This window comes from Bradyrhizobium sp. UFLA05-89, assembly GCF_059803475.1.
Genome location: NZ_JBANBA010000010.1, coordinates 23772 through 47200 on the forward strand (window position 1 = coordinate 23772; position 23429 = coordinate 47200).

Below are 23429 nucleotides of genomic sequence, written 5' to 3' on the forward strand. Positions count from 1 at the left end.
GCGACGCCGGACCCTCGCAAGGAGGCGCGGGAATGACAGACCCACACGTCGCAAGCCACGAGCCGGAGGCTGCCGCACGCCCGTCGACCGGCTTGCTGTCGCGGATCAACGCCGTCATCGCTCGCGTCGGCATGTACCTGTCCGTGAGCGGCCTGCTGGTCATCGTCACCATCGTGTTTTACCAGGTGTTCGGACGTTACGTGCTCAATTCCAGCCCGACCTGGACGGAGAACCTTGCGCTGGTTCTCATCCTCTATGTCACGCTGATCGGTGCCGCCGTCGGCGTGCGCGATGCCGGACACATCGGCATGGACAGTCTGCTGGTGATGCTTCCGGATCATTTGCGAGAGAAGATCGAGCTGGTGATCCACGTTCTGGTGGCCTTGTTCGGCATTGCGATGGTCTACAACGGCTGGATCCTCGGGGCGTCGGTCGGCACCGTGAAGATCCCCAATCTCGGCCTTCCTGAGGTCGTCCGCTACGTACCGCTGATCGCCTCCGGCGTCCTGATCGTCTCCTTTTCAATCGAGCACATCATTGCTCTCCTGCGCGGCGAAGAGGTCGTCCCCTCATGGAATTGATCATTCTCGGCGCCACCTTCTTCGGCTTCCTCGTCCTCGGCGTCCCGGTCGCGTTTGCGATCGGCCTCTCGGCCATTTGCACCATTCTCTACGAAGGCCTGCCGGTTGCCGTCATCTTCCAGCAGATGATGTCGGGGATGAACATCTTTTCCTTCCTCGCCATCCCGTTCTTCGTCTTCAGCGGTGAGCTGATGCTGCATGGCGGCGTCGCCGACAAGATCGTGCAGCTTGCCAAGAATCTCGTCGGACACATCCGCGGCGGGCTCGGCATGTCGAACGTGGTCGCCTGCACGCTGTTCGGCGGCGTATCCGGCTCGCCCGTGGCCGACGTGTCGGCGATGGGCGCGGTGATGATCCCGATGATGAAAAAGGAAGGTTTCGACACCGACTACGCCGTCAACGTCACCACCCACGCCTCGCTGGTCGGAGCGCTGATGCCGACCAGCCACAACATGATCATCTATGCCCTGGCCGCCGGCGGCAAGGTATCGATCGGCGCGCTGATCGCCGCCGGCATCCTGCCGGCGCTCGTGCTGATGGCGTGCATGCTGGTCGCCGCTTACGCGGTCGCGGTGAAGCGGGGCTACCCGGCCGGCAAGTTCCCGGGCTGGGCCGAGGTGTTCCGCTCGCTCGCGGCCGCGCTGCCCGGCCTTCTGATCGTCGGCATCATCCTGGCGGGCATCCTGTCCGGCGTCTTTACTGCAACCGAATCTGCAGCCGTCGCAGTCACCTACACGATCCTGCTGACGTTCTTCATTTACCGCACGATGACCTTGCAGAACTTCCTGCGGGCCGCGGCCAAGGCGGTGAAGACGACAGGCGTGGTGCTGCTGCTGATCGGCGTCTCCACCATGTTCCAGTATCTGATGGGACTCTACGAGGTAGCCGACCTCGCCGGCGACATGATGAATAAGGTGTCCTCGGAACCCTGGATGATCTTCTTGCTCATCAACGTCATCCTGTTTTTGCTCGGCACCTTCATGGACATGGCGGCGACCATCCTGATCTGCACCCCGATCTTCCTCCCGATAGCGATGAAGGCGGGCATGGATCCCGTGCAGTTCGGCATGCTGATGTTGATCAACTGCGCCCTGGGGCTGAACACCCCGCCGGTCGGAACGACGCAGTTCGTGGGCTGTGCCATCGGTGGCATCTCGGTGGGCGCGGTGATGCGCACCATCCTGCCGTTCTACGCCGCGCTGATCGCAGCGCTCATGTTCGTGACCTACGTCCCTGCTTTCTCGCTCTGGCTGCCGCGTCTGCTGATGGGGTACAAGGGGTAGCCGCAACAGGGAGAGGCTATCCGTGACGGACTATCGCAAGCTGTTCGATCTCACCGGCAAGACCGCGGTGGTGCTGGGTGCCGGATCGGGCATCGGCAAGTCGTCGGCCGAGGCGTTGGCCGGGCTCGGTGCCCGCATCGTCTGCGCCGATCGTGCGCTGGACGCAGCGGAAGCGACCGCCGCCGGCATTCGCGACAAGGGCGGCTGGGCTGAGGCGGCTGCGTGCGATGCTGCGAGCGCCGCCGATGTCAATGCGCTGGCCGCGACCGTGATGCAGAAATTCCCGCGGCTCGACATCGCGGTGACGACGCCGGGGTTGAACATCCGCAAGACCATTCTCGATTATACCGAGGAGGATCTCGACCGCGTCCTCAACCTGAACGTCAAGGGCACCGTCTGGTTCTTCCAGGCCTTCGGCCGTATCATGGTCGAGCAGAAGGGCGGCAGCATCATCGCCTGTTCCTCGGTGCGTGCTGTCACCATCGAGCCCGGTCTTGGCATCTACGGATCGACCAAGGCGGCGATCGGTCTCCTGGTGAAGGGCTTTGCCTCCGAGGTCGGGCATGCCGGCGTTCGCGTCAACGCGATTGCGCCGAGCATCGCCGAGACCGCGCTGACCGGCCCGTTCAAGCAGCGTCCCGACATCTACGATCTCTATGCCCGGCATACCGTCTTCAACCGCTGGAGCAGCGCCGACGAGGTCGCGACTGCCGTGGCCTATCTCGCCTCGGATGCCGCAAGCTATGTCAGCGGCAGCACGTTGTTCGTCGATGGCGGCTGGACGGCCGTCGACGGTCCGCCGACCGGTCTCACGCAGCTCAGCAAATAGCGCGAGCGCCTTTATCTAAAGCGGAATGGCTTTATTCAGAGTGAGCCGAGGACTCGGATCACCTCTCCCGAAGGGAGAGGTGGACTTCCAGGCGATCGACGGAACTTGATCTCATCAGGACTTAGCCGCAAAGCCCACACGCCGGCGCAGCTCTCTCTGATCTCCGTCGGTTAGCAGTTCGATCAGCACGCGCGCCGCGGCGACATGTGCCGCGCGCGTCGTGACACCCGCCGTATACATCGTCGCGAGTTCGTGCCCCGGCGGGAGCGAGCCGGACAGCACAGTCCCTTCAGTCGCGATGATTTCGGTCGCCTGCGTGCATCCGATCGGCCGTTTGGCATCGGATGCCGCGAGCTGCCGCATCGCGGTCGCGCCGTTCGGAAAGATTCTGAGGCGTGACGCGACCTCGCCGGCGATGCCGAGCCGCTCCATCACCATGGCGACGTGAATTCCGGCTGTTGAGACCTTGGTGTCGGGGACAAAGATTGCATCGGCCGCGCGCAGCGCGTCCCGCAGGTCGGACTCGGTCTTGACGGTGACCTCGGGGTCGTTGGCGCGGACGGCGAGCGCGGTCTCGACGACGCCGACATCGGCGATTGAAGTCGGATCGACAAGCTTTTCGTCGGCAAGCCTGGTCACGTGCGCGCGCGTGAGGATGACGATGTCGGCCGGCGTGCCTCCACGCAATCTGTCGGCCATCAGACCAACCGCGCCGAACTCGCCTTCGATTCCACAGCCGGTCCGCGCTTTGAGGTTCTCGGCAAGCTGGGCGACCAGGCCCTGCGCCGCGCCGCCGCTTAAAATATGGATCGCCGTCACGACGCAAGCTCCATTGCTGTGATCAGCCTCTCGCGCGTGATCGGCAAGTCGCGCACGCGGACGCCGAGGCAATCGAACACCGCATTCGCAATCGCGGCCGTCACCGGACCATGCGCGGCTTCGCCGGCGCCGACCGGCGCGACCTCCGGCCGCTGGATGACCTCGACGTCAACGGCGGGCACCTCGCTGAAGGTCAGGATCGGATAATCCGTCCAGGACGTGGAGGCGATGTGCGTGCGGTCGAAGCGGACGCGCTCCTTCAAGACCCAGCTCGTGGCCTGGATCGCGCCACCCTCGATCTGGTTGATCACACCATCCGGATTGATGGCCTCGCCGACGTCGACCGCAAGCGTCAACCGCTTGACACGTATGTCGTCCTCGCCCGCGATTTCGGCAATCGCCGCGCAATAGGCACCGGTGTTTTTGTAGCGCGCGAAGCCGATGCCATAGCCGGTCCCGGCCTTCTTCTCCGGCTTCCAATTCGCTCGCTTTGCGACGGCGCGGATCACATCCTTTGCCCGCTCGTCGCGCAGATGGCGCAGCCTGAACTCAACGGGGTCGTCACCGCTGATGGCCGCGATCTCGTCGAGCATAGACTCGATCGCGAACACATTGCCCTGGGCGCCGAGGGTCCGTAGCGCCGAGGTGCGGACGGGCATGGCGAGGAGGCGATGGCTTTCGATCGTCCAAGCGGGCAGGTTATAGAACGGAACGGAATTGCGGTCGCTGCCTCCGCCATTGGCCGCCGGAGGATCCGACGAGATCAGGCGCGGATAGGGCGTTGCGAGCTCGGTTGCCGCGAGCAAGGCAGGCTGCGCCGCGCGTCCCGGCCGCGCGGTATGGCCGTTGCTCCAGATCGCGTGCCGCCAGCCGACGATCTCGCTATGCGCGTCGAGATCCGCCTCGATCTCGATCGCCATCGCCGCACCGAACGGCGCATGCGACATCTCATCGTGCCGCGACCATTGCACCCGCACCGGACGTCCGCCGGCTGCTCGTGCCAGCAGCACCGCGTCGAGCGCAACGTCATCGGCCGCATTGTGGCCGTAGCAGCCGGCACCCTCCATGTGCTCGACGGTGATGTTCTCGGCCGGCAGCTTCAGCACGATCGCAAGGTCGGCGCGCAGCATGTAGGCGCCCTGGCTGTGCGTCCAGACGTGGACGCGATTTCCCTCCCATTGCGCCATCGCGCAGGACGGCGCGATCGAGGCGTGCGCGATATAGGGACGCGTGTATTGCCGGTGGATCGTGCGCGCGACCTGCTTCGGCGCGGCTGCGGTTTTGCTGTCGATGATCCTCGTCTCGACCGACTGGCTCTTCAGGAACCCAGCCAGGTCGTTCTCGTCCGGCAGCAGCTCTCCCGCCGACCAGGACGCGCCCTTCCGCAACGCTCTCAACGCGGTCTCGGCGCCGTCCTCGGTCTCGCTGACGACGCCCACGAAGCTGCCGTCTCGTACGATGGCAATGAACCCGGCAACCGCGCGCGCTGCCGCTTCGTCGAGCGTGACGAGCTTTCCGCCCGACACCTCCGCTCGAAGCACGCGGCCATGCAGCATGTTCGCCAGCGGCGTGTCGTGAATGAAGCGCGGCCGCGCGAACACCTTGTCGGGGATGTCGATCCGTTGAACGGACTGTCCGGCAACGCGGCGCGCAGCGGTCAGCTTCGCGATCCCTTCTGCCGTCGCGTTGCGATCGAGCGAGACCTCGCCGGCGAGCTCCCAATAGCTGGTCCGGACATTGCCCGGTCCGGACATCGTGCCATCGTCGATGTCGAGCGTCGACGCGTCGACGCCGAGCCGCTCCGACGCCGCTGCGAGGAACAATCGGCGCACCTCGGCGCAGACCTGGCGAAGCGCGCGGCCCGATTGCTGGATCGAGAGGCTGCCCGAGGTCACTCCTTCGTTCGGGCTCGCGCCCGTCGAGGCGCGGATCATCGCGATCCGGCCGATATCGACATCGAGCTCGTCGGCTGCGATCTGCGCCAGCGCCGTGACGATGCCCTGGCCGATCTCGACCTTGCCCGGGGAGATCGCAACGCGCCCGTCGGGCGTGAATTTCACCCATGACGACAGGCTTGGATTGTCCGCCAGGCTGGGCGGCAATTGCGGTGCAGGGGGCGGCGTGCTCATGGCGGGGCCATTTCCGATGCTGCGCGCAGCACCGCCCGCACCATGCGGTTCTGCGAGCCGCAGCGGCAGAGGTTGCGATCGAGCGCTTCACGGATCTCCGTTTCCGTCGGCGTCGTATTGCGTTTCAAGAGGGCTGCCGCGCTGATCAAAATACCCGACACGCAATAGCCGCATTGCATCGCCTGTTCGGCGACGAAGGCGCGCTGTAGCGGGTGCGGGTGCTCGGGCGTGCCGAGACCTTCCACGGTCGTGACCTCCTTGCCGGCCACCGACCACAGCGGCATGTCGCAGGAGGCGAGCGCGTGGCCATCGACCATCACGTAGCACGCGCCGCATTCATTGGCGCCGCAGCCGAAATGGCTGCCCATGAGGCCAAGCTTGCCGCGTAGCACTACGAGCAGCATCTGATCCGAGTCGGCGTCGATCGCGGTGTCGGAGCCGTTCAGACGAAATCGAATCGTTGGCATGACCGGCGACGACCTCAGGACTTGTCGAACTTCTTGACGACGTCTGCCCATTTCACGATGTCGCCGCGCAGGAACTTTTCGAATTCGTCCGGCGTCATCGCCATCGGTATCGCTCCCTGTTCGGTCCATAGCTTGACGATATCGGGCCGCTTCACCAGTGCAGTTACAGCGATGTTGAGCTTGTCGATGACCGGTTTCGGCGTACCCGCCGGTGCCATCAGGCCGAGCCAGATGGTTGCCTCATAGCCGGGCACGCCGGCTTCGCCGGCGGTCGGAACGTTCGGCAGCACTGCGGAGCGCTGCTTGCCGGTGGTCGCGAGCGCACGCACCTGGTTCTCGGTCACGTTGGGCGCCATCGCGGGGACAGCGTCGATCATCATCTGCACCTGTCCGCCGATCACGCCGCTGCGCGCCTCGCCGCTGTTGCGATAAGGGACGTGCACGACGTCGATCCCTGCCATTGCTTTGAACAACTCTCCGGCCATGTGATAGGGCGTGCCCTGGCCCGATGACGCGTAGTTCAGCTTGCCCGGCTGCGATTTTGCGAGCGCAATGAATTCCTGGAGCGACTTCGCCTCGACCTTCGGATGAACGACGATGACGAGATCGGAATAGTTAACCGGCGCGATCGGCACGAGGTCGCGCATCAGATCGTATTTGCGCTGCGCAGGCGTCAGCAGCGATTCGTTCGCGGTCTGGGTGTTGGACATCATCAAGAGCGTGTAGCCGTCGGCCGGCGATTTCGCGACCTCCGATGTGCCGATGACGCCGCCGGCGCCCGTCCGGTTCTCGATCACGAAGGGCTGGCCAAAACGTTCCTGCAGCACGTTCCCGATAAGCCGCGCTGCAACATCCGCGGGGCCTCCGGCGCCGAAGGGGACGATGATCCGGACCGCATGTGCCGGATAGTCCTGCGCGAAACCGCGGGGCGCAGAGAACAGGGCGAGCAGCCCGGCGGCCAATGCCAGCACCAATCTTGGGCTCGTCATGCCCGCCTCCCTGACGTCGTTCTTGTTGGCGCGCACTGTAGCGACAGGCCAAGCCGCATGTCGACGCCTCACAAAGTCGACTTGGCCGGGAATCCTGGCCGGGAATATTGCGCGGTTTCCGGTGTGGCCGCGGCCCCGGAACAGGCCGGGTCGGCCCCTGCTATTTGCATGGGCAATCCCGGATAAATGCGCTCGGCTGGCCGGTAGTTTGATGTTACGAAGTTGCCCATGAACCAGCACGCCAAGATCGCGATCCGACACTCCACCTGTCCGCACGACTGCCCGTCGGCCTGCGCGCTCGACGTCGAGGTCATCGGGGGCCGGAGCATCGGTCGCGTCCGCGGCTCGAAACAGCAGACCTATACGGCGGGCGTCGTCTGCGCCAAGGTCGCGCGTTATGCCGAGCGCATCCATCACCGCGAGCGGCTGATGTATCCGATGCGCCGCACCGGGCCGAAGGGCTCGGGCCAGTTTGCACGGATCTCCTGGGACGAGGCGCTGGACGAGATCGGGCATCGCTTCAACGCGGTCGAGCGCGAATTCGGCGCCGAGGCGGTCTGGCCCTATTACTACGCCGGCACCATGGGGCTGGTGATGCGCGACGGTCTCAACCGCCTCACGCATGTGAAGAAATACTCGCGCTTCTATTCGACGATCTGCGCCAACGTTGCGCGCGTCGGCTTTGCGGTGGGCGCCGGCAAGATCGCCGGCGTCGATCCGCGCGAGATGGGTGTCTCCGACCTCGTGGTGATCTGGGGCACCAACCCCGTCAACACCCAGGTCAATGTGATGACGCACGCCTCCCGTGCCCGCAAGGAGCGTGGCGCGAAGATCGCCGCCGTCGATATCTACAACAACGACACGGTCAAGCAGGCTGACATCAAGATCATCCTGCGTCCCGGCACCGATGGCGCGTTCGCCTGCGGCGTGATGCATGTCTTGTTCCGAGATGGCTATGCCGACCGCGCCTATATGGACAAGTATACCGATTGTCCCGGTGAGCTCGAAGCGCATCTGAAGACGCGCACGCCGGAGTGGGCGTCCGCAATCTGCGGCGTTCCGGTCGCCGAGATCGAGGCCTTTGCGAAGGCGGTCGGTGAGACCAAGCGGACGTTCTTCCGCCTCGGCTATGGCTTCAGCCGTAGCCGCAACGGCGCGGCCCAGATGCATGCCGCGGCCTGCATCCCCGCGGTGACCGGCGCCTGGCAGTATGAAGGCGGTGGCGCCTTCTTCAACAATTACGCGCTGTGGCACTTCGACGAATCCATCATCGAAGGCCACGAGGCGATCGATCCCTCGACACGCGCGCTCGACCAGTCCCAGATCGGCCGCATCCTGACCGGTGATGCCGAGGCCCTGCACGGCAAGGGTCCGGTCAAGGCGATGTTGATCCAGAACACCAACCCGGTGACGGTCGCGCCGGAGCAGGTGCGGGTAGCCCAGGGTTTTGCACGTGAGGATCTGTTCGTGGCGGTACACGAGCAGTTCATGACCGAGACGGCGCAGATGGCCGACATCGTGCTGCCGGCGACCATGTTCATGGAGCACGACGACCTCTATTACGGCGGCGGCCACCAGCATATCTCGGTCGGTCCCAAGCTGATCGACCCGCCCGGCGAGTGCCGGTCCAACCACGAGGTGTTGCAGGCGCTGGCGCCACGTCTTGGCGCCAACCACCAGGGTTTCGAGATGTCGCCGCGCGAACTGATCGACGCGACGCTGAAGTTGAGCGGCCACGGCGATATCAAGGCGCTCGAGGCGGATATCTGGCGCGATCTCCAGCCGGATTTCCGCACCTCGCACTTTCTTGATGGTTTTGCGCACGCCGACAAGAAATTCCACTTCAAGGCCGACTGGGCGCATCCGCCGTTCGGTCTGATGATGGGCGATTTCGACAAGATGCCGCCGCTGCCGGATCATTGGGCCGTGATCGAAGAGGCCGATCAGAACCATCCGTTCCGTCTTGCGACGAGCCCCTCGCGCAGCTTTCTCAACACGACCTTCAACGAGACGCCGTCCTCGCAGGCCCGCGAGGGCAAGCCGAGCGTGATGGTCCATCCCCGGGATGCTGCCGCGCTCGACATTGCCGAGGGCGATGCCGTGACGCTCGGCAACACCCGCGGCGAGACGACGCTCATTGCGACGCTGTTCGCCGGTGTGCAGCGCGGCGTGCTGATCGCGGAGTCCGTCCATCCGAACAAAAACCACGTCGGCGGCCGCGGCATCAACGTTCTGACCGGTGCGGACACGATCGCGCCGATCGGTGGCGCGCCGTTCCACGACAACAAGGTCTGGCTGAAGAAGGCCGTGCCCGCCTGAGGCGCGAGTTCCTGCCACCATCGCGGTGCAAAGTTGTGTCGAGGCGCTAAGCAGCGACATGTCGGTAGATTGCGCTTGCGCCTGCCGTCCGACCTGCCGCAAATGGCTTGCAAGCAAGTCCAAACAAGCGAGCGCGCCATGACCGATACGAGCAGCGTCATCACCGAGAAGCGCGGGCAGGCGTTCTGGATCACCATCAACCGTCCGGAAAAGCGCAATGCGCTCAACGGCGACGTGATCGCCGGCATAGCCAAGGGCTATCGCGATGCGCATGACGACAAGGACGTCCGTGTCATCGTGCTGACGGGCTCGGGCGACAAGGCGTTTTGTGCCGGCGCCGACTTGCAGAATTCCGGTGCCGCCTTCGCGATGGACTTTTCCAGGCCCAACGTCGACTACGCCGATCTGTTGCGGCTGTCGCAGGACGCGACGAAGCCTGCGATCGCGCGCGTCAGTGGCGTCTGCATGGCCGGCGGCATGGGCCTGTTGTGCATGACCGACATGGCGGTCGCCGCCGACCACGTCATCTTCGGCCTGCCCGAGGTCAAGGTGGGCGTGTTCCCGATGCAGGTGCTCAGCCTGTTGCAGAACATCGCGCCACCGCGGCTCGTCAACGAATGGGCGCTGACGGGCGAGCCGTTCGATGCCAGGGCTGCGCAAGCGGCGGGCCTGCTGAACTATGTCGTTCCCGCGGCCGAGCTCGACGCCAAGATCGACTGGCTGATCAGCCGTATCGTCGACAAGTCACCGACCGCGATCCGCCGCGGCAAATACGCCATGCGCGCCATCGCCTCGATGTCGTTCGATGAGAGCATCGCCTATACCGAGAGCCAGATCGCGCTGCTCGCGATGACCGAGGACGCCAAGGAAGGCCTGAAAGCGTTCAGCGAAAAACGCAAGCCATCCTGGACAGGGAAATAACTATCTTAAATCGGCTGGCCTAGGTTCGAGTCTTGGAGGCCCCAATAGCCCAAGATGCTGCTATTCAGACGCGCGGGTAGTGGCGATTCCGATAAGGGCTGCTCTTGCTCGCTCTTCGTGGCGCTTCTTGGAGCCTGCGATCAACTGTTTGCGCGTGCGTTTGGCATAGGTTGGCAGTTGGCGTGCCGATCGATGACGACCCGCTGCGCGTAACTCGGCATCCGTGAGATCGCTGTCCGCTCCTTCCGTAAATCCACCGTGACGGAACGAGGTAAAAGAGAGTTCACTCCGAAGCTCAGCTGCCGCGACAATTCTTTTTACGACGCGGCGCAAATAACGCAGGTCCTTGCGTTGTGTGATCCAAGGGAGCTGTGTAGGCGATCTGCGATGTTCATGGTCGCGCCGAAAGACCAGCCCCGAGACCACGGTCTCCTTGATGGCGTCGAGCTCCGCCATCAGTTCGGGGAAGAGAGGCTCGTCCATTTCATCGAATAGTGGCCACCAGGCTTCCTCGCCATTTTTCGGATGCACAATCTTCACACTGTTCGGCCGCTCCTTTGGCCGGTAGTGCGAAATTTCGAAAGCTCCAAAGACGTGTTCTTCGCGCTGCAACCACTCCCATGTCAACAGCGCGGCAGTTCCGACTGAGCGGTAACCCAGTTTCGTCGCCGCCGCCCTGAACGCGACAAGTTCGTCCCAAGCCGCCGTAGGTGTCTGGCGGACGGGCTGGCCAGGCGCACGGCTCTTTAGGCCCATCCGCGAAAATGGATTGATCGCTGGCACTTTCGTTTCTTGGGCACGCTGCCCAACAAACCATGCGCGCCTGCAAGAGGCCATGGCCGCATTTGCAAAGCGGCGACGCTCGCGCTTGACGACGTTCCCGCATGCGTCCCTGTGTTCCACGACAAGCAGTTTCGCGTAGATTGCGTCGACGAAGCCTTTCGTAAAATCAGAGAGCTGCTTCGAGCCCGCACGGCTACCATCCTTCAGCGTGTGGTTGGAAAAGAGTGCGAGGCCTTGCTTGTAAAGGCGCTGTGTTTTTTCGTCTATTTCTCTCCATTTCTGATGAGCTTGGAAGATGCTGACCAGCCAATCGAAACTGCCGGGCACGGGAGAAGGTGGAATCATGTCGGTCAACCCTCGTGAACGCCAACTGTCGAAGGCGGGAAGAAGGATATTTTCAACCCGTTCAACGGCAGCGGCATATTGTTCTCCTAACGCTTCAGCCTTGACGTTGCAGCCCTGCCGGCGGGCCCAGGTCGGCGGTTCAAAGAAGTAAGCCCATCGATCGCTTTTCAAGAGCTTTCGTCGGCAGTAGCGCGGAAGTTTCGACCGGGGTGGCTTCATACGAGAGAAACCAAATCTTGCGATCTATCTGGATTCATTGTCCTCGCCGGTGCCGCGAAGTTATCGATGGCGGCCTTGGACCAAATTGGCTGTCGCGCGCGCCCGATTCCGCGATAGCCAGTGGGAGGTGGTGCCTCGCCGCGACCAACGGCGCGTGCGAGTTCACCTGTATCGCGATAATCGAGATAGGCAGCGGCCATGTCGGCGCGCATGAGTGCAGGCCATGTGCCAATGGGCGGATAACGGGCAGGAAGGGCAGGGCGAAGTGCCATGAGCACGGGTCAATGGTCTAAATGTCCGGGCTGGGCCATCAACGCCTTAAGTCTTTTGAGATGCTTCTGGCCTATGGCAGGCCCACAAGGTAACGATTTGGATGGTTTCAGCTTGCACTCGAACATCTTGCCTCTTGCGCGCATACTTCCACGCCCCCTGTCACCGGCACCTCGATATGAAGGCCGAGGCGCCAGAGAAAAAGGAGAGCAGAGAGCTCGTGTGGCAATCGGCTGGCATGGCGTGCAAATAGGACGAACGATGTAGCCTAACAGAAACGATCACGATCGCACGGGTATATTCGGGCGCTGACGGGTTCAACAAAATTGCGGCCGCAAAGGCGGCGACAACCTGCGCGTCGGGTCTTGTAGTGGCAGGATCGCGGTATCTGCGCCCAGTAGCCTGGGACGCGTGTCTCTCACGGATCGCTAGCTGCGCTACCAAAATGGCGGCGCTTACGGACCAGACTCCCGCTCGCCTAGAACGCCGATGGGAAAGTTCGATCTGGCGATGGGAGTGCAATTGCCGAATGCGTAGCGAGACCGATCGACGAACCAAGCGCGTCGGAGCCCGCGGAGCAATGGGTTGTGTATGCAACACGACGGATGCCAACTTTTGGCGCTGAAGCGACATCCTTGCCCCCTTGGTGAGAGACAGCTGATTCTGCTGAACTATCAGTATTTGATCCGACAAACCTATTGATCAACTTGCATTAGAGTGCACAGCAAGTCTTCTCTTTGTCGGAATGATACCCCTCGTAGGAACAGCAGCGGTAGTTCGGCTTCTCGTCGGCTCGGCTGGAGTATTAAGACATTCGCGAAGTTGCGATTGGGATGTCGCCGCCAGAACGTAATCGCTGTCGTCGAGACACTTTTGATCTGCGTCATCGCGCGCGCGGCGTTTGCCGCAACGAGCTCTCGTGAACCGAGCCGCTCTGCGTCTCGGCCGACGGCTTCGATCCCGCGCATCGGATGTGTCTCTCGCCGGAGGCACTCGGTTCCGGGTTTCGTCGCGTTCCGCGCCGGCGCTATACTAACCCTCCTGCGGGTGCCTTATTAATCCGGTCTCGAGACTGCAGTCGGTCCCGCGTCCCGCCTGGCGGCGGCGCTATGCTGACGCTCCTGCGGCTGCTTTCTTTGGCCCGCCATCGCAGGCCACCAAGAAGTGTGCCTTAGAGGAGTTGATCGCGGAAACTGCGGGCCTCATTCTTGCATGCCGCACTTCGCATTGCGCCGTCGATGCAGCGCACCGACCGCATCGCCTCATGGCTTGAGGGGCGGCGAGGACAATCGGGCGATTGTCCTCGCAGCAAGCCAAGTTAGTGAGGCGTCGGATTAAATCATAGGCGTTTTGCCAGATCCCGCCGTCGACATAGCAGGTGACGGTACGGAGCGTGAGGCCGCTTGAAGCATCTCGTCGCTACTCGGAGGAAGAGTGAGAGGGGAGGTGGAGTTTCCGCGACGGGTTGGAAGCCAAGAGAGAGGCTCTCGGCCGCCCGCCGTGGAGCACCGAAATGGTGGAAGCTGTCCCGACGATCACCTCGTTTCCGGCCTGTGACTTTACCTTTAACAAGCTGGCGCTGGAGCGCCTCCAGATTGAGTACGTCGGCCATCGGGAGGCTGCGTGATGTCGCGCGGCGCTTCCGAACTGGCGCGTCGCCTCGCGCGAGAGGCCGAGGCGGTGTGCCGTTACTATCTCTCGAACGGTCGGCGGCAAGGGCGCTATTGGCTGGTTGGCGATGCCCGCAACACGCCGGGACGCTCGATGTTCGTCCGATTGAAGGAATCGCCCAAGGGACCAGCGGGGAAATGGACTGATGCTGCAACGAGCGAGCACGGCGACTTGCTCGACATCATTCGCGAAAGCTGTGGACTGCTCAATTTCCGCGACGTGGCGAACGAGGCGCGCCGGTTTCTCAATTTACCTCGCTCGGACTCAGAGCCTTCAGCGAAACTTGCGCGCAGCAGAGCGTCAGTCGGTTCGCCCAAGGCGGCTCGGCGACTCTTCGCTATCTCGCAGCCAGTCGCCGGAACTCTCGGTGAGGTCTATTTGCGTAATCGGGGCATTTTAGCGTCACGCGACGATCGTGCGCTGCGCTTCTACCCGCGCTGCTACTACCGACCCGATAGCGACGCGCCCACCGAGATTTGGCCGGCATTGATCTCCGGTGTCACGGACCTTGATGGTCGGATCACCGGCGTGCATCGCACCTGGCTCGATCCCGACGGTTTCGATGTTGTGCGCCTGGGTAAGGCGCCGATCGATACGCCGCGACGGGCCATGGGTGACCTTCTCGGTAACGCGGTTCGATTCGGGACGGCCGACGACGTGCTGGTGGCAGGAGAGGGCATCGAGACCATGCTGTCGCTCCGCCGGGCAACTCCAGCGCTGCCAGCGGCTGCCGCGCTTTCCGCAAACCATGTTGCTGCCCTGCTACTTCCGCTGCAGCTGCGCCGACTCTACATCGCGCGCGATCGTGATGCTGCCGGCGACTTCGCGTTGGCGGCCCTGGCCAAACGGGCTTTGGACGCCGGTATCGAGGCGATACCGCTGTCGCCCCGGCTTGGGGATTTCAACGAAGATCTACTCACCTTTGGCATCGACCAGCTTCGTGAGACCTTGCGCGCTCAACTCGCTCCGCAGGATGTCGTGCGCTTCATGTCCTTGACGGCTGCTGAAACGGGTTGAACGTGGGTCGCTTAGAGGCGTTGCGATCGGTTGTTCAAGCCGCGGCGGCCGGACACAGTCGCGCCCCGGGCCTTCCAGAGGGCGATCGGACGGCGGGCGAGTGCGGCCCTGCAACGGCAGAGGTTGTGGCTATTTTCCGCCGGCGCCTCACGCCTTTGCATCGCGAAACAAAATAGCCGCATCTCTGCCATCCTCCGCTGTCGCTTCGGCCCTGCGCTTTCACTTCGGGTTCTGGTCCTTTCCGCCCGCGGTCAAGTGATCGCCACGAAGGCCGCGATGGGCGCGGCCGATCCAGCAAAGGGCCTCACCTATGATGACCGACCAGGACGACCCCGATTTCGAAGCGCCGCACCCTCGGTCTGCGACCGACCACATCCTCAGCGAGCTTCAGCTCTATGGGTACCGCCCGTTGCAAGATGAACCCGATCCAAGGCCACTTCCGGAAGGCAAGGCCATCGCCGGTGCGGTCGCCGACATTTTCGATGCCCTAGTCGCGACACTGAATGACACGCGCCTCGAGCCGGATCTTGAGGACTTGCTCTGGTCGGCCGTTAATCTCTTCCATCGTGCGGCGGACCGCATCGAACGCGAGCTCGACACAAACGAGCAGGCGCAGCAGAAGAGTCTACGTGAGCAAAATGGCTCGGAGGTCCGATCCGTCGAGCTAGAACGGCTCACCGCCGAGGGCATCACGATCATGGAGCGCCGCAACGTCATGGAAGTCTTTCGCGACCAAGCTGCCGAATGGTTCGAAGTCCACACTGGCTCGCTCTGGCGGCCGCGCTCTGGATCAATCATCAACCACGGCACGCTCACCGCCGCGATGATCGACAGCCGCGATTTCCTCGCCACCAAGCGTCGCTCCGAAGCCGAGGTGGTGGTGCCGGCCGGGCCGAAGATCGCGCTCACCGGCGGACTTGACTTCAACGACGTTTCGCTCGTGTGGGACCGGCTCGACAAAGTCCACGCGAAGCATCCCGACATGGTCCTGCTCCACGGCGGTTCATCGAAAGGTGCTGAATTGATCGCTGCAAAATGGGCCAACAATCGCAGGGTATCACAGATCACCTTCAAACCAGACTGGACGAAGCACGCCAAGGCTGCACCATTCAAGCGCAACGACGCCATGCTGGCAGTCATGCCGATCGGAGTTATGCACTTCCCGGGGACCGGCATACAGGACAACCTCGCCGACAAGGCGAAGAAGCTCGGTATTCCGGTCTGGAAATTTCACAAAGATGGCGCGTGAGCGCCGTCTTACGCGACTCGAGCCGAAAATCGGTTCGCGTGGGCAACGCCAGATAGAGCCGGCCCGCTCATCAAAGCCCAATTTCATCCGAGACTTCACCTTTGTCATCGCGTCTTGATCTAAACATCGAGATGCGCCGTGACGGTGGAGATTTGTCCTCAATGTCGCTGGGCTTACCCTATCTTTCTGACTGACCTTTGTCTCGCGACATATGTCGTCTCATTCGTGGCAGTTAAGATCGGAGTTCTTCGAGGCTAGAGACGAGTGTCTTCTTTGCCAACGCCTGATCGGGAGCCACTCGGGTCGAAGCGCCGAGCTGATTGAAGTGTTCCTCGCCAGACGGCCTTGAATCTACCGTCAGTCACTCTCGGCGTTGGCCGAACGCGTCTGCGTGTAGTTGTTCAATCTTTGAAACTTCGTCCTCCGTAAGCGAGCAGATTTTCTCTCTCTCTCTCTCTTGCGCGCTTCGACAGCTTGCCCTGATTCGTACCTTAGCACTGCAGGCGGGAAACGCGCGCGCGTGCGATGTGGTTCGCTGGCGTTTGCCGAGGCGCATCTTCCTTGCCGTTAATGCGCTGCCGTCAGCAAGTGTCCGATCGAACCGGCCTAAGTCCTTGTGATGCGTCGGTGTCGGAAGCCATGGTCGCCTCCGTCGGTTCGTTCACGGTGTGCGTCCAACGCAACCTCGAATGGGCTGATCAGGCCCGAGGGCCGGCAAGAGCCTCGATCGCCTTCCCGCAACGGCCGCGCCTGCTTTTTTCCCCTGCCGCGAAGAGGCGGCATTCCTCGCGGGAGACAAAAAGAGCAGGCTTGTGGCCGTCCTCCGCTAGCGCTGCGGGTCTGAAGTCTGCGGGCCGATCGCTCCCCGGCCCAAGGATCGCCATCGAGGCTGCGATTGGCGCAGCCCGAGCAACAAACGGAGACTATCATGGCTACCATCATCGGCACCTTCACCGCTGCGGACAACGGCTACGTCGGCTTGATCAAGACTCTGACGCTGAACATCAAGGCAAGATTCGCCGCGTCCGAGAAGGACAACGACAAGGCGCCCGATTACCGCATCTTCGCCGGTATGACCGAGTTCGGCGCCGCCTGGAAGAAGACGGCCCGCGACAGCGAACGCGAATACCTCTCCGTCAAGCTCGACGATCCGAGCTTTCTGGCCCCGATCTACGCTTCGCTGGTGAAGGTCGAAGGCGACGAGGGCTTCACCCTGATCTGGTCTCGCCGCAACGGCGACTGATTCCTTGGAACCATCGGCCCCGCCTCCTCGGAGGCGGGGCTTTTTTCCTCGTTCCACCGCTTTGAAGAAAGCGGAAAGGAGCTTTCCTTTTGAAGGGATTGCAAAGGGGCCGCCCTCGTGCGGGCAAGGGTGAAGTACGATTCCGCGCCGGCGGAGCGGTTTCCCCGCTCTTCCACGCAACAGATCTTCATTCACGCCGGCCAAATAGTGGCATCTTTCGATCGAGCTGACATAGGTGCGATCGATTATCGCGCGGTGCGCTAACTCTTCCTGCAACAAGCCTCGTGCCTGCCGCAGCTTCCGTGCATTCTGTGCCAAAACCTCCCGGATCTTCATAACCGGGAGGGCAGCGCCTTGATGAGTATTTCTCCACGGAGTATTCCCTACACTTGCGGAGATGGAGCGCCGCCACTGCGCTAACCGAAGAATAATTCATCTCTGGTATGCACAAAACCCGTAGACCGGTGGGCGTGTCGGTACGAAAATGAATGCAGTCAGGATTTGCTCGATCGAAGCTTCTAGGACCATAGGAGTTTCATACTGTGCCGCCGCGTGATCCAAAAGTTGCAGATTTGGCGCCCAGCGAGCCCATGCTAACATCGTATGACGAGCAACACGCTGTCACGTATATGCGTCTCCTCGACGCCGAAGCTGACAACGCCGACTGGCGCGAAGTTGCGCGGATTGTCCTTCACCTTGACCCTACTCTCCAGCCGGATCGCGCTCGCCGCAGTTTCGAAAGTCACTTGGCTCGCGCGAAGTGGGCTGCGCGCCACGGCTATCGTCATTTGCTGCAGAGGGGTTGGCCGAAGGATGAAAAATGAATGGCGTTTGAAGCAATCATGACTTCTTGGTGACGCTCGATAGTGAGGGCCAATCGGGCTATTCGGGTGACCTATCGACGCAACCTGAAATTGTCGCATTTGTTGTGCTGCAATTCCTCGTATTACCAGTGAGGAATGAGTACGATGTCAGTCTTTGATTGGAAATCACAGTCCGCCTATGACAAGGTCCACGAGGCCGAGACCACGGATGTCGCTTGGGAGTGGCTTCGCCGAGATGGCGAATATCAAAGAGCCTATAAAGACCTGACCAACGCCCAACGATCGAGCGGGATGACCGACGATTTCCGACAGCAATGGGGGCTGTCTTTTCGCAGCTGATCCTCAGAAGGCGTTCGATCAGCAGACAATCTTCTGGTCACCCGAGGCTCTCTCCACCGTGCTGACTGTCCGCACGTTAGTCGCGCCGTCGGATTCCAGACGGTACGATCTCAACCTGACGATGCTGCGAAGTGGTGAGCTTCGTCATGCGGCGGACGGATGGCACGCCATCCTGCCGCTGGGAGGGACGAATCACCGCCTGTGGCTACAAGAACTGCCGGCGAGCGGTTCATCAATTGCTGTCGAACTGCAATTCGATTCCGATTTCGGTACTCGATCGCAGGCAGCATTTCGGTTCTGGTCGGCGCTCGACCGGCGGCCGCTCGGGCCATCTCTTCTTCCACTTTCCGTCCAGCGGCGTCAGCGCACGATCCTCGCGATGCGCGCCCTGGACGGGTGGTTGGCGGGAAATAGCTATCGCGACATCGCAACCGGCTTGTTCGGGCGACAGCGCCTTCCCGAGCGAGGCTGGAAGACACATGATTTGCGTAACCGTACGATACGCCTCGTTCAAACGGGGATGTCGATGATGCGCGGCGGCTATCGCGCGCTACTACGTCGAGCAAAGCGAAACCGGTAACTCATCCCTCGAACTATCCTATCCGCGACCGGGTATCGAAAATCGCTACCCCTATCTTCGGCATCCCTCTACGCAGGTCCACTCCGCGATTATGACCGTCGACACGCGCTGCAAGTCGGGAGCGCGCCAGATGATCACGGAGCCCTTCAAATGTCCGATCCGAATGCCGGCTTGCCGCCGCGATACCTGCGCACGCCCGAGGCCGCGCGACTCCTTGGCCTGTCCGGCCGCACACTCGAAAAGCATCGCACCTTTGGCACGGGCCCAACCTATCGCAAGCTCGGTGGGCGCGTCGTTTATGCGCTCGATGACCTGAAGGACTGGGTTGATCGCGGCGCCAAGACGTCGACCAGCGATCCCGGCGCTGGTGGTGTGTTGCCCGCCAAGCGGCACGCGCCCATTCCCTATGCGGGCAAAGAGCGGCGCTGACCATGTCCGACAGCAAAACCTCTACGCACCCGGCGCTCCGAGCGCGATCCGCTCGATCTATCCCGTGCTCTTCCCGGCGATCTTGCACCACGCGATGCTCAAGACTTGACGGCTTATCCTTTCTTTTTGCTGGCGAAGTCCAAGCGGATCGTGCCGATCAACTTCCATGTGGGAACAGTCTCGATTCGTGTCGAAGCGGTGGCGCAACACGGCATGGCGACGATTGGGGATGCGGACGTCCTGATTTGGGCCGCCTCGCAGATTGTCGAAGCGCGCGACGTCGGCCTGAAGACCTCCAGGCTGATGGCCACGCCGTACGAGATCCTAACTTTCGTCGGCCGTGGCACCAACGTGCGCGATTGCGACTGCCTCAAGGCTGCGCTCGACCGGCAGTCGACCAAGGTGGTGGTAACGTCAATCCGCCAGCCGACGGAACGCCGGCGGTATTGCTTCGCCTGGATCAATGAATGGAAGGAAACGGCCGACATGCACGGCGATCCCCGCGGGCTGGAGCTCATTCTGCCCGATTGGTTCTACACCGGTGTCTTGAATGAAGCCTGCGCGCTTACCATCGACCGCGCGCACTTCGATCTCACGGGCGGGTTGGAGCGGTGGCATTGTTATCGCCTCGTGCGCAAGCAGGATGGCCGCCAGGAAGGCGGCTGGAGCTTCGATATCGTGCATCTCCACGCGAAGTCTAGCAGCTTGTCACCGCTCAAATACTTTGCTTACGACCTGCGCCAGATCGCCCGTCGTCAAACGCTGCGGGATTACCAACTCGTCACCACATGGGATCCAAGCGGCAGCGAACGATTGAACTTTGCGCCCGCTCTCGTTGATCCCTTTGTAGGACGCTCCCGTAAGCGCGACGGCCGTAAGGGGGATAAGTTGTGAATCAACTCGTGTTATCGGGGACCAAGACTCTCGTGCCATCGGGGACCGGATCCTCGTACTATCAAATCCGGTCGACATCTTGCTGTGCAAGGACTTCCCGCTCTCTTAACTTTCCTAGCTTAGAATCCTTCGGACTCTTTCTAACGGAAGCGAACGCGTCGTGCGTTGGTTCACAAGGTCTCGCGAACTGGTACCGGGCCTTGCGAAACTGCTCCTCGACTGGCGAACTCGAACTACTCGCCTGGAGCCGGATCCCGTGCCGATCCGCCTCTCGCCACTGCCACCTTCCACGCGCAGTCAGACGGTTAGCAGGAGAGAAGACACCGGGCTTTCCGACGCTAGTGCGGTTCATCCAGGAATCGAATGGATCTGCAATTGGCCGGTCCGACCGCATTACTTCTCGGCGACACGGAGCTGCAACATGAACGACTTCACGACCGTCGAGCTTATGTGGGTCGAAAAGCGTATCGAGAACCGGATCCGGTTCGGCCATCCGGTATGCGAACAGATCATTGACCGTCATCGCCGCCTCCTCTCGTTCGCGCCCGGCAGCATGTTCGCGTTCGTCCGTTGGACCTCCAATGACTTCGGCACGGTATTGTCCCGCGTCGATATCTTGCGCGCGGCGGAGCAAGGTCGGCGCCACTCGACCGTCCCTTGGATCAGTCCCGGTGGCGAGAGCCTGCTGCGACTATCTGGCTGGCCGAAGGTCGCGCGCGTCCTGCAGCTCGTTGACGCCGTCGAGGCGCTCGGCATCGATCCGGCTGAGGCCGCTCCCGACTATTGGCATCACGTGCACAACCGCCTGTCGGTCAACGAAACGCCAAGAGCCTACACGCGCGCCCGTCACCAGGCTTGGCTGCACCGCCGGAGGGTAGCGTCATGACGAACCGGACGTGTACCATCGTTCTCACTCTTGGAGCCCTGGCTCTTGTGCTCTCCACGATCAATGAGGCCCCTCCATCCTACATCTGGAACGTCTCAGAGAGCGTTCCGGTCGGCCTGTATCATTTGCGACCACTGAAGCAACTGACCGTCACCGAGCTTGTGGCAATACGACCGCCGGAACCGCTTGCGAGTTTTCTCGACTTGAACGGTTACCTGCCGATCGGCGTGCCCATGCTCAAGCGAATCCTCGCATTGCCCGGGCAAACCGTCTGTAGGAGCGGACTCACGATCACGGTCGATAGCATTGAGTTAGGGCAGGCCCGCGAGCGCGATAGCCGCGGCCGGCCATTGCCAAGCTGGCAGGGATGTCGCGTGATCGACGCCGGCGAAATCTTCGTCATGAATTGGCAGTCGGCGGACTCTCTCGATGGTCGGTACTTCGGGTTCATTTCGGCATCCACTGTCATCGGACAAGCGCTTCCTGTGTGGACCAGAGAAGAGTGAGCATGTCGAGACGTTTCGTCCGATTGCGACCTATCAGCGCGTCCTCTCGCGGCACCAGTCCGCCATCCCGGCCAACTCTTTGGAGCCCATTGTGGGGAGCCGCGCTTCGGAGTGACGGCGAGTTCGACCGCTTTGGATCCGCAGGGTTCTTGCGACCTATAACGCGGGGCCTAGTCGATGCGAGTAGCTCTTGGCAGCAGGCCGCCGGCTCCCCGACGAGACATTGGCCTATGTTCAAACGATCGAAGCCGAGATCGGTATCAAGCGACAAAGACCCTGACTTCGTCGGGTGGAAGCTCTCCTTCTCGATTGCAAAATGTCGCCGCCGTACAGTCTCCGACGAGGTCTTCCGTCGGAAGGGACTCAGCAGCGTTCGCTTACCAAATCGGTCGGTCCAGCGATCTACCCAACCTCGGCACGTCTGCGTTGATGCCTCACGCAACAGGTCTGTTTGTGCGGTCTTCACATTCGGGATCATCACGATGACCGCAATCACACTCTGTCGGATGCTTTCGTGCGTTTTCGTATGCTCGGAAGTCGGAGGAAGGGAGCAGGGGATAGACGACCGGGGATGGCTCTTCAAATCGGGCTTCGAGAAACCGGTGCACGCCGATAGCCGCCGTGTGGCCGAATCTGGAGCCTGGTGCAACGATTAAAAGGTCGTTGCCACAAGGGAGAGCTCCGATGAAACTCTATGTTGGATTGGACGTCGGTCTTGAAGAAACCAGCCTTTGCATCGTTGACAGCGAGGGTCTCACGGTCCGCGAAGTCAAGGTCAGCACCGAGCCAGAGGCGATCCGCTCCGCTGTAGAGAACTACGCGGATCGCCTCGATAGAGTGGGAGTCGAGGCGTCATCGCTGGGCATCTGGCTGTATCGCGAATTGCATCCAGCGGGGCTCCCGATCGTTGTCGTCGAAGCGCGTCATATGCGCGTTTCGCTCTCGACGATGCGCAACAAAACAGATCGCAACGATGCGCGCGGCATCGCGCAGATGATGCGACTGGGCTGGTACCACGCCGTCCATGTCAAGAATATCGACATGCAGAAGATGCGTACGCTGCTGACCAGCCGGAAGCTGCTCAAGCGCAAACTGATCGACCTCGAAAACCACATTCGTGGTGCGCTGCGGGCCTATGGGCTGCTCGTAGGAGCCGTCGCTCGAGGTGCCTACGAAGCACGCGTCCGCGGGCTGCTCGAGCGCAGCGATCCGATCTTCGTGATGACCATCGAGGCCATGCTGGACGTGCGCCGCGCCATCCTCGAGGGTTACGATCGGCTGCATCGTGTGCTGCTGCAGGTGGTCCAGCATGATGCTGTCTGTCGGCGTCTGATGACGGTTCCCGGCGTCGGTCCCGTTGCGGCCCTGTCATTCAAGGTTGGTGTTGATGACCCTCATTGCTTTGCGCGATCACGAACGGTCGGCGCCCATTTTGGCCTGACGCCGAAACGGCACCAGTCCGGCACGTCCATCGACTTCGAAGGGCGCATCAGCAAACAGGGCGACGTAGCAGTGCGCGAGGCGCTTTCCGAGGCGGCCGCAAGCCTGCTGCTGCGGGTCAGGAAATGGTCGGCACTGCGGGCTTGGGGTCTGCGGATCGCCAAACGGTCGAGCATGCTGTGCGCGATCACCGCGGTCGCGCGGAAGCTCGCAAGCATTCTGCACCGGATGTGGGTCAGCGAGACCGATTTCCATGTTGGTTTTGGCGCCAAAGTCACGCAGCGGCTGCGGTTGAAACCTGCACGGTAGCCGCGGTGCATATGATGACGGATTAGCGCTGGGTTTGCGCCCAGCATGTTGGGGAGGAGCGAAGTTAGAGATCCGCGCGCGCGGTGAG

The 23429-nt window shown here is 62.0% G+C and carries 21 protein-coding genes and 1 pseudogene; 16 read left to right on the forward strand and 6 right to left on the reverse strand.

Annotation, left to right across the window (positions count from 1 at the left end):
* Window positions 1–32 precede the first annotated feature (32 nt).
* Genes SO139_RS07805 through SO139_RS07815 form a run of 3 tightly spaced genes read left to right on the forward strand, consistent with a single transcriptional unit; the run spans window position 33 to window position 2693 of the window.
* Complete coding sequence (locus tag SO139_RS07805) at window positions 33–581, forward strand: TRAP transporter small permease (RefSeq protein ID WP_498539866.1); 549 nt, start codon at window positions 33–35, stop codon at window positions 579–581.
* Entirely contained in the window at window positions 572–1864 is a 1293-nt protein-coding gene (locus SO139_RS07810; RefSeq protein WP_449380124.1) for a TRAP transporter large permease, read from the forward strand. Before SO139_RS07805 ends, SO139_RS07810 begins: the two co-directional genes overlap by 10 nt.
* A 22-nt stretch (window positions 1865–1886) precedes the next feature.
* Window positions 1887–2693, forward strand: coding sequence for an SDR family NAD(P)-dependent oxidoreductase (locus SO139_RS07815; protein WP_498539867.1), 807 nt, complete (start codon window positions 1887–1889; stop codon window positions 2691–2693).
* A 114-nt stretch (window positions 2694–2807) separates the two neighbouring features.
* Here the strand turns inward: SO139_RS07815 and SO139_RS07820 are convergent, their stop codons facing one another.
* Genes SO139_RS07820 through SO139_RS07835 form a run of 4 tightly spaced genes read right to left on the reverse strand, consistent with a single transcriptional unit; the run spans window position 2808 to window position 7097 of the window.
* Window positions 2808–3512 carry a molybdate ABC transporter substrate-binding protein gene (locus SO139_RS07820; RefSeq protein WP_498539868.1) on the reverse strand — a complete coding sequence of 235 codons (705 nt, stop codon included), beginning with the start codon at window positions 3510–3512 and terminating at the stop codon, window positions 2808–2810.
* Window positions 3509–5641 (reverse strand): xanthine dehydrogenase family protein molybdopterin-binding subunit, encoded by a 2133-nt coding sequence (locus tag SO139_RS07825; RefSeq protein ID WP_498539869.1) that lies wholly within the window; start codon window positions 5639–5641, stop codon window positions 3509–3511. Before SO139_RS07825 ends, SO139_RS07820 begins: the two co-directional genes overlap by 4 nt.
* Window positions 5638–6108: a (2Fe-2S)-binding protein gene (locus SO139_RS07830; RefSeq protein WP_449380128.1), complete on the reverse strand. Its 471-nt coding sequence runs from the start codon at window positions 6106–6108 to the stop codon at window positions 5638–5640. Before SO139_RS07830 ends, SO139_RS07825 begins: the two co-directional genes overlap by 4 nt.
* 14 nt (window positions 6109–6122) lie before the next feature.
* The gene (locus tag SO139_RS07835; protein ID WP_498539870.1) at window positions 6123–7097 is read right to left on the reverse strand and encodes a tripartite tricarboxylate transporter substrate binding protein; all 975 of its coding nucleotides are present in this window, start codon (window positions 7095–7097) and stop codon (window positions 6123–6125) included.
* 228 nt (window positions 7098–7325) lie between these two features.
* Between SO139_RS07835 and SO139_RS07840 the strand changes: the two genes are divergently transcribed.
* Window positions 7326–9416: a molybdopterin-dependent oxidoreductase gene (locus SO139_RS07840; RefSeq protein ID WP_498539871.1), complete on the forward strand. Its 2091-nt coding sequence runs from the start codon at window positions 7326–7328 to the stop codon at window positions 9414–9416.
* A 138-nt stretch (window positions 9417–9554) separates the two neighbouring features.
* Window positions 9555–10337 (forward strand): enoyl-CoA hydratase/isomerase family protein, encoded by a 783-nt coding sequence (locus tag SO139_RS07845; RefSeq protein WP_449380131.1) that lies wholly within the window; start codon window positions 9555–9557, stop codon window positions 10335–10337.
* A gap of 60 nt (window positions 10338–10397) precedes the next feature.
* Here the strand turns inward: SO139_RS07845 and SO139_RS07850 are convergent, their stop codons facing one another.
* Entirely contained in the window at window positions 10398–11636 is a 1239-nt protein-coding gene (locus SO139_RS07850; protein ID WP_449380132.1) for a hypothetical protein, read from the reverse strand.
* 1944 nt (window positions 11637–13580) lie between these two features.
* Between SO139_RS07850 and SO139_RS07855 the strand changes: the two genes are divergently transcribed.
* The 3 genes from SO139_RS07855 to SO139_RS07865 all read left to right on the forward strand — a co-directional run bounded on the left by SO139_RS07855 (window position 13581) and on the right by SO139_RS07865 (window position 17134).
* Complete coding sequence (locus SO139_RS07855; RefSeq protein ID WP_474799036.1) at window positions 13581–14642, forward strand: DUF7146 domain-containing protein; 1062 nt, start codon at window positions 13581–13583, stop codon at window positions 14640–14642.
* A 313-nt stretch (window positions 14643–14955) separates the two neighbouring features.
* Entirely contained in the window at window positions 14956–15891 is a 936-nt protein-coding gene (locus tag SO139_RS07860; RefSeq protein ID WP_449380172.1) for a DUF2493 domain-containing protein, read from the forward strand.
* 928 nt (window positions 15892–16819) lie between these two features.
* Complete coding sequence (locus tag SO139_RS07865) at window positions 16820–17134, forward strand: DUF736 domain-containing protein (RefSeq protein ID WP_498539872.1); 315 nt, start codon at window positions 16820–16822, stop codon at window positions 17132–17134.
* Window positions 17135–17359: 225 nt separating this feature from the next.
* Here the strand turns inward: SO139_RS07865 and SO139_RS07870 are convergent.
* Window positions 17360–17470: pseudogene (locus SO139_RS07870) on the reverse strand (helix-turn-helix domain-containing protein); the annotation flags it as partial.
* A 254-nt stretch (window positions 17471–17724) separates the two neighbouring features.
* On the opposite strand from SO139_RS07870, the gene SO139_RS07875 reads away from it, so the two are divergent.
* The 8 genes from SO139_RS07875 to SO139_RS07910 all read left to right on the forward strand — a co-directional run bounded on the left by SO139_RS07875 (window position 17725) and on the right by SO139_RS07910 (window position 23341).
* Window positions 17725–17958, forward strand: coding sequence for a DNA -binding domain-containing protein (locus tag SO139_RS07875; RefSeq protein ID WP_449380173.1), 234 nt, complete (start codon window positions 17725–17727; stop codon window positions 17956–17958).
* Between the two features lie 144 nt (window positions 17959–18102).
* Window positions 18103–18297, forward strand: a complete 195-nt coding sequence (locus SO139_RS07880; RefSeq protein WP_449380135.1) for a transcriptional regulator domain-containing protein — start codon at window positions 18103–18105, stop codon at window positions 18295–18297.
* Window positions 18298–18355: 58 nt separating this feature from the next.
* Window positions 18356–18877 (forward strand): DUF2285 domain-containing protein, encoded by a 522-nt coding sequence (locus SO139_RS07885; RefSeq protein ID WP_498539873.1) that lies wholly within the window; start codon window positions 18356–18358, stop codon window positions 18875–18877.
* Between the two features lie 150 nt (window positions 18878–19027).
* Window positions 19028–19306, forward strand: a complete 279-nt coding sequence (locus tag SO139_RS07890; protein WP_449380137.1) for a helix-turn-helix transcriptional regulator — start codon at window positions 19028–19030, stop codon at window positions 19304–19306.
* A 105-nt stretch (window positions 19307–19411) separates the two neighbouring features.
* Complete coding sequence (locus SO139_RS07895) at window positions 19412–20200, forward strand: replication initiator protein A (RefSeq protein ID WP_498539874.1); 789 nt, start codon at window positions 19412–19414, stop codon at window positions 20198–20200.
* A 421-nt stretch (window positions 20201–20621) separates the two neighbouring features.
* Window positions 20622–21086, forward strand: coding sequence for a DUF2840 domain-containing protein (locus SO139_RS07900; RefSeq protein ID WP_449380139.1), 465 nt, complete (start codon window positions 20622–20624; stop codon window positions 21084–21086).
* A complete protein-coding gene (locus SO139_RS07905; RefSeq protein ID WP_449380140.1) occupies window positions 21083–21592 on the forward strand; it encodes a S26 family signal peptidase in 510 nt (169 codons plus the stop codon). Before SO139_RS07900 ends, SO139_RS07905 begins: the two co-directional genes overlap by 4 nt.
* Window positions 21593–22276: 684 nt before the next feature.
* Window positions 22277–23341, forward strand: a complete 1065-nt coding sequence (locus SO139_RS07910; protein ID WP_498539941.1) for an IS110 family RNA-guided transposase — start codon at window positions 22277–22279, stop codon at window positions 23339–23341.
* The last annotated feature ends 88 nt before the right edge of the window (window positions 23342–23429 follow it).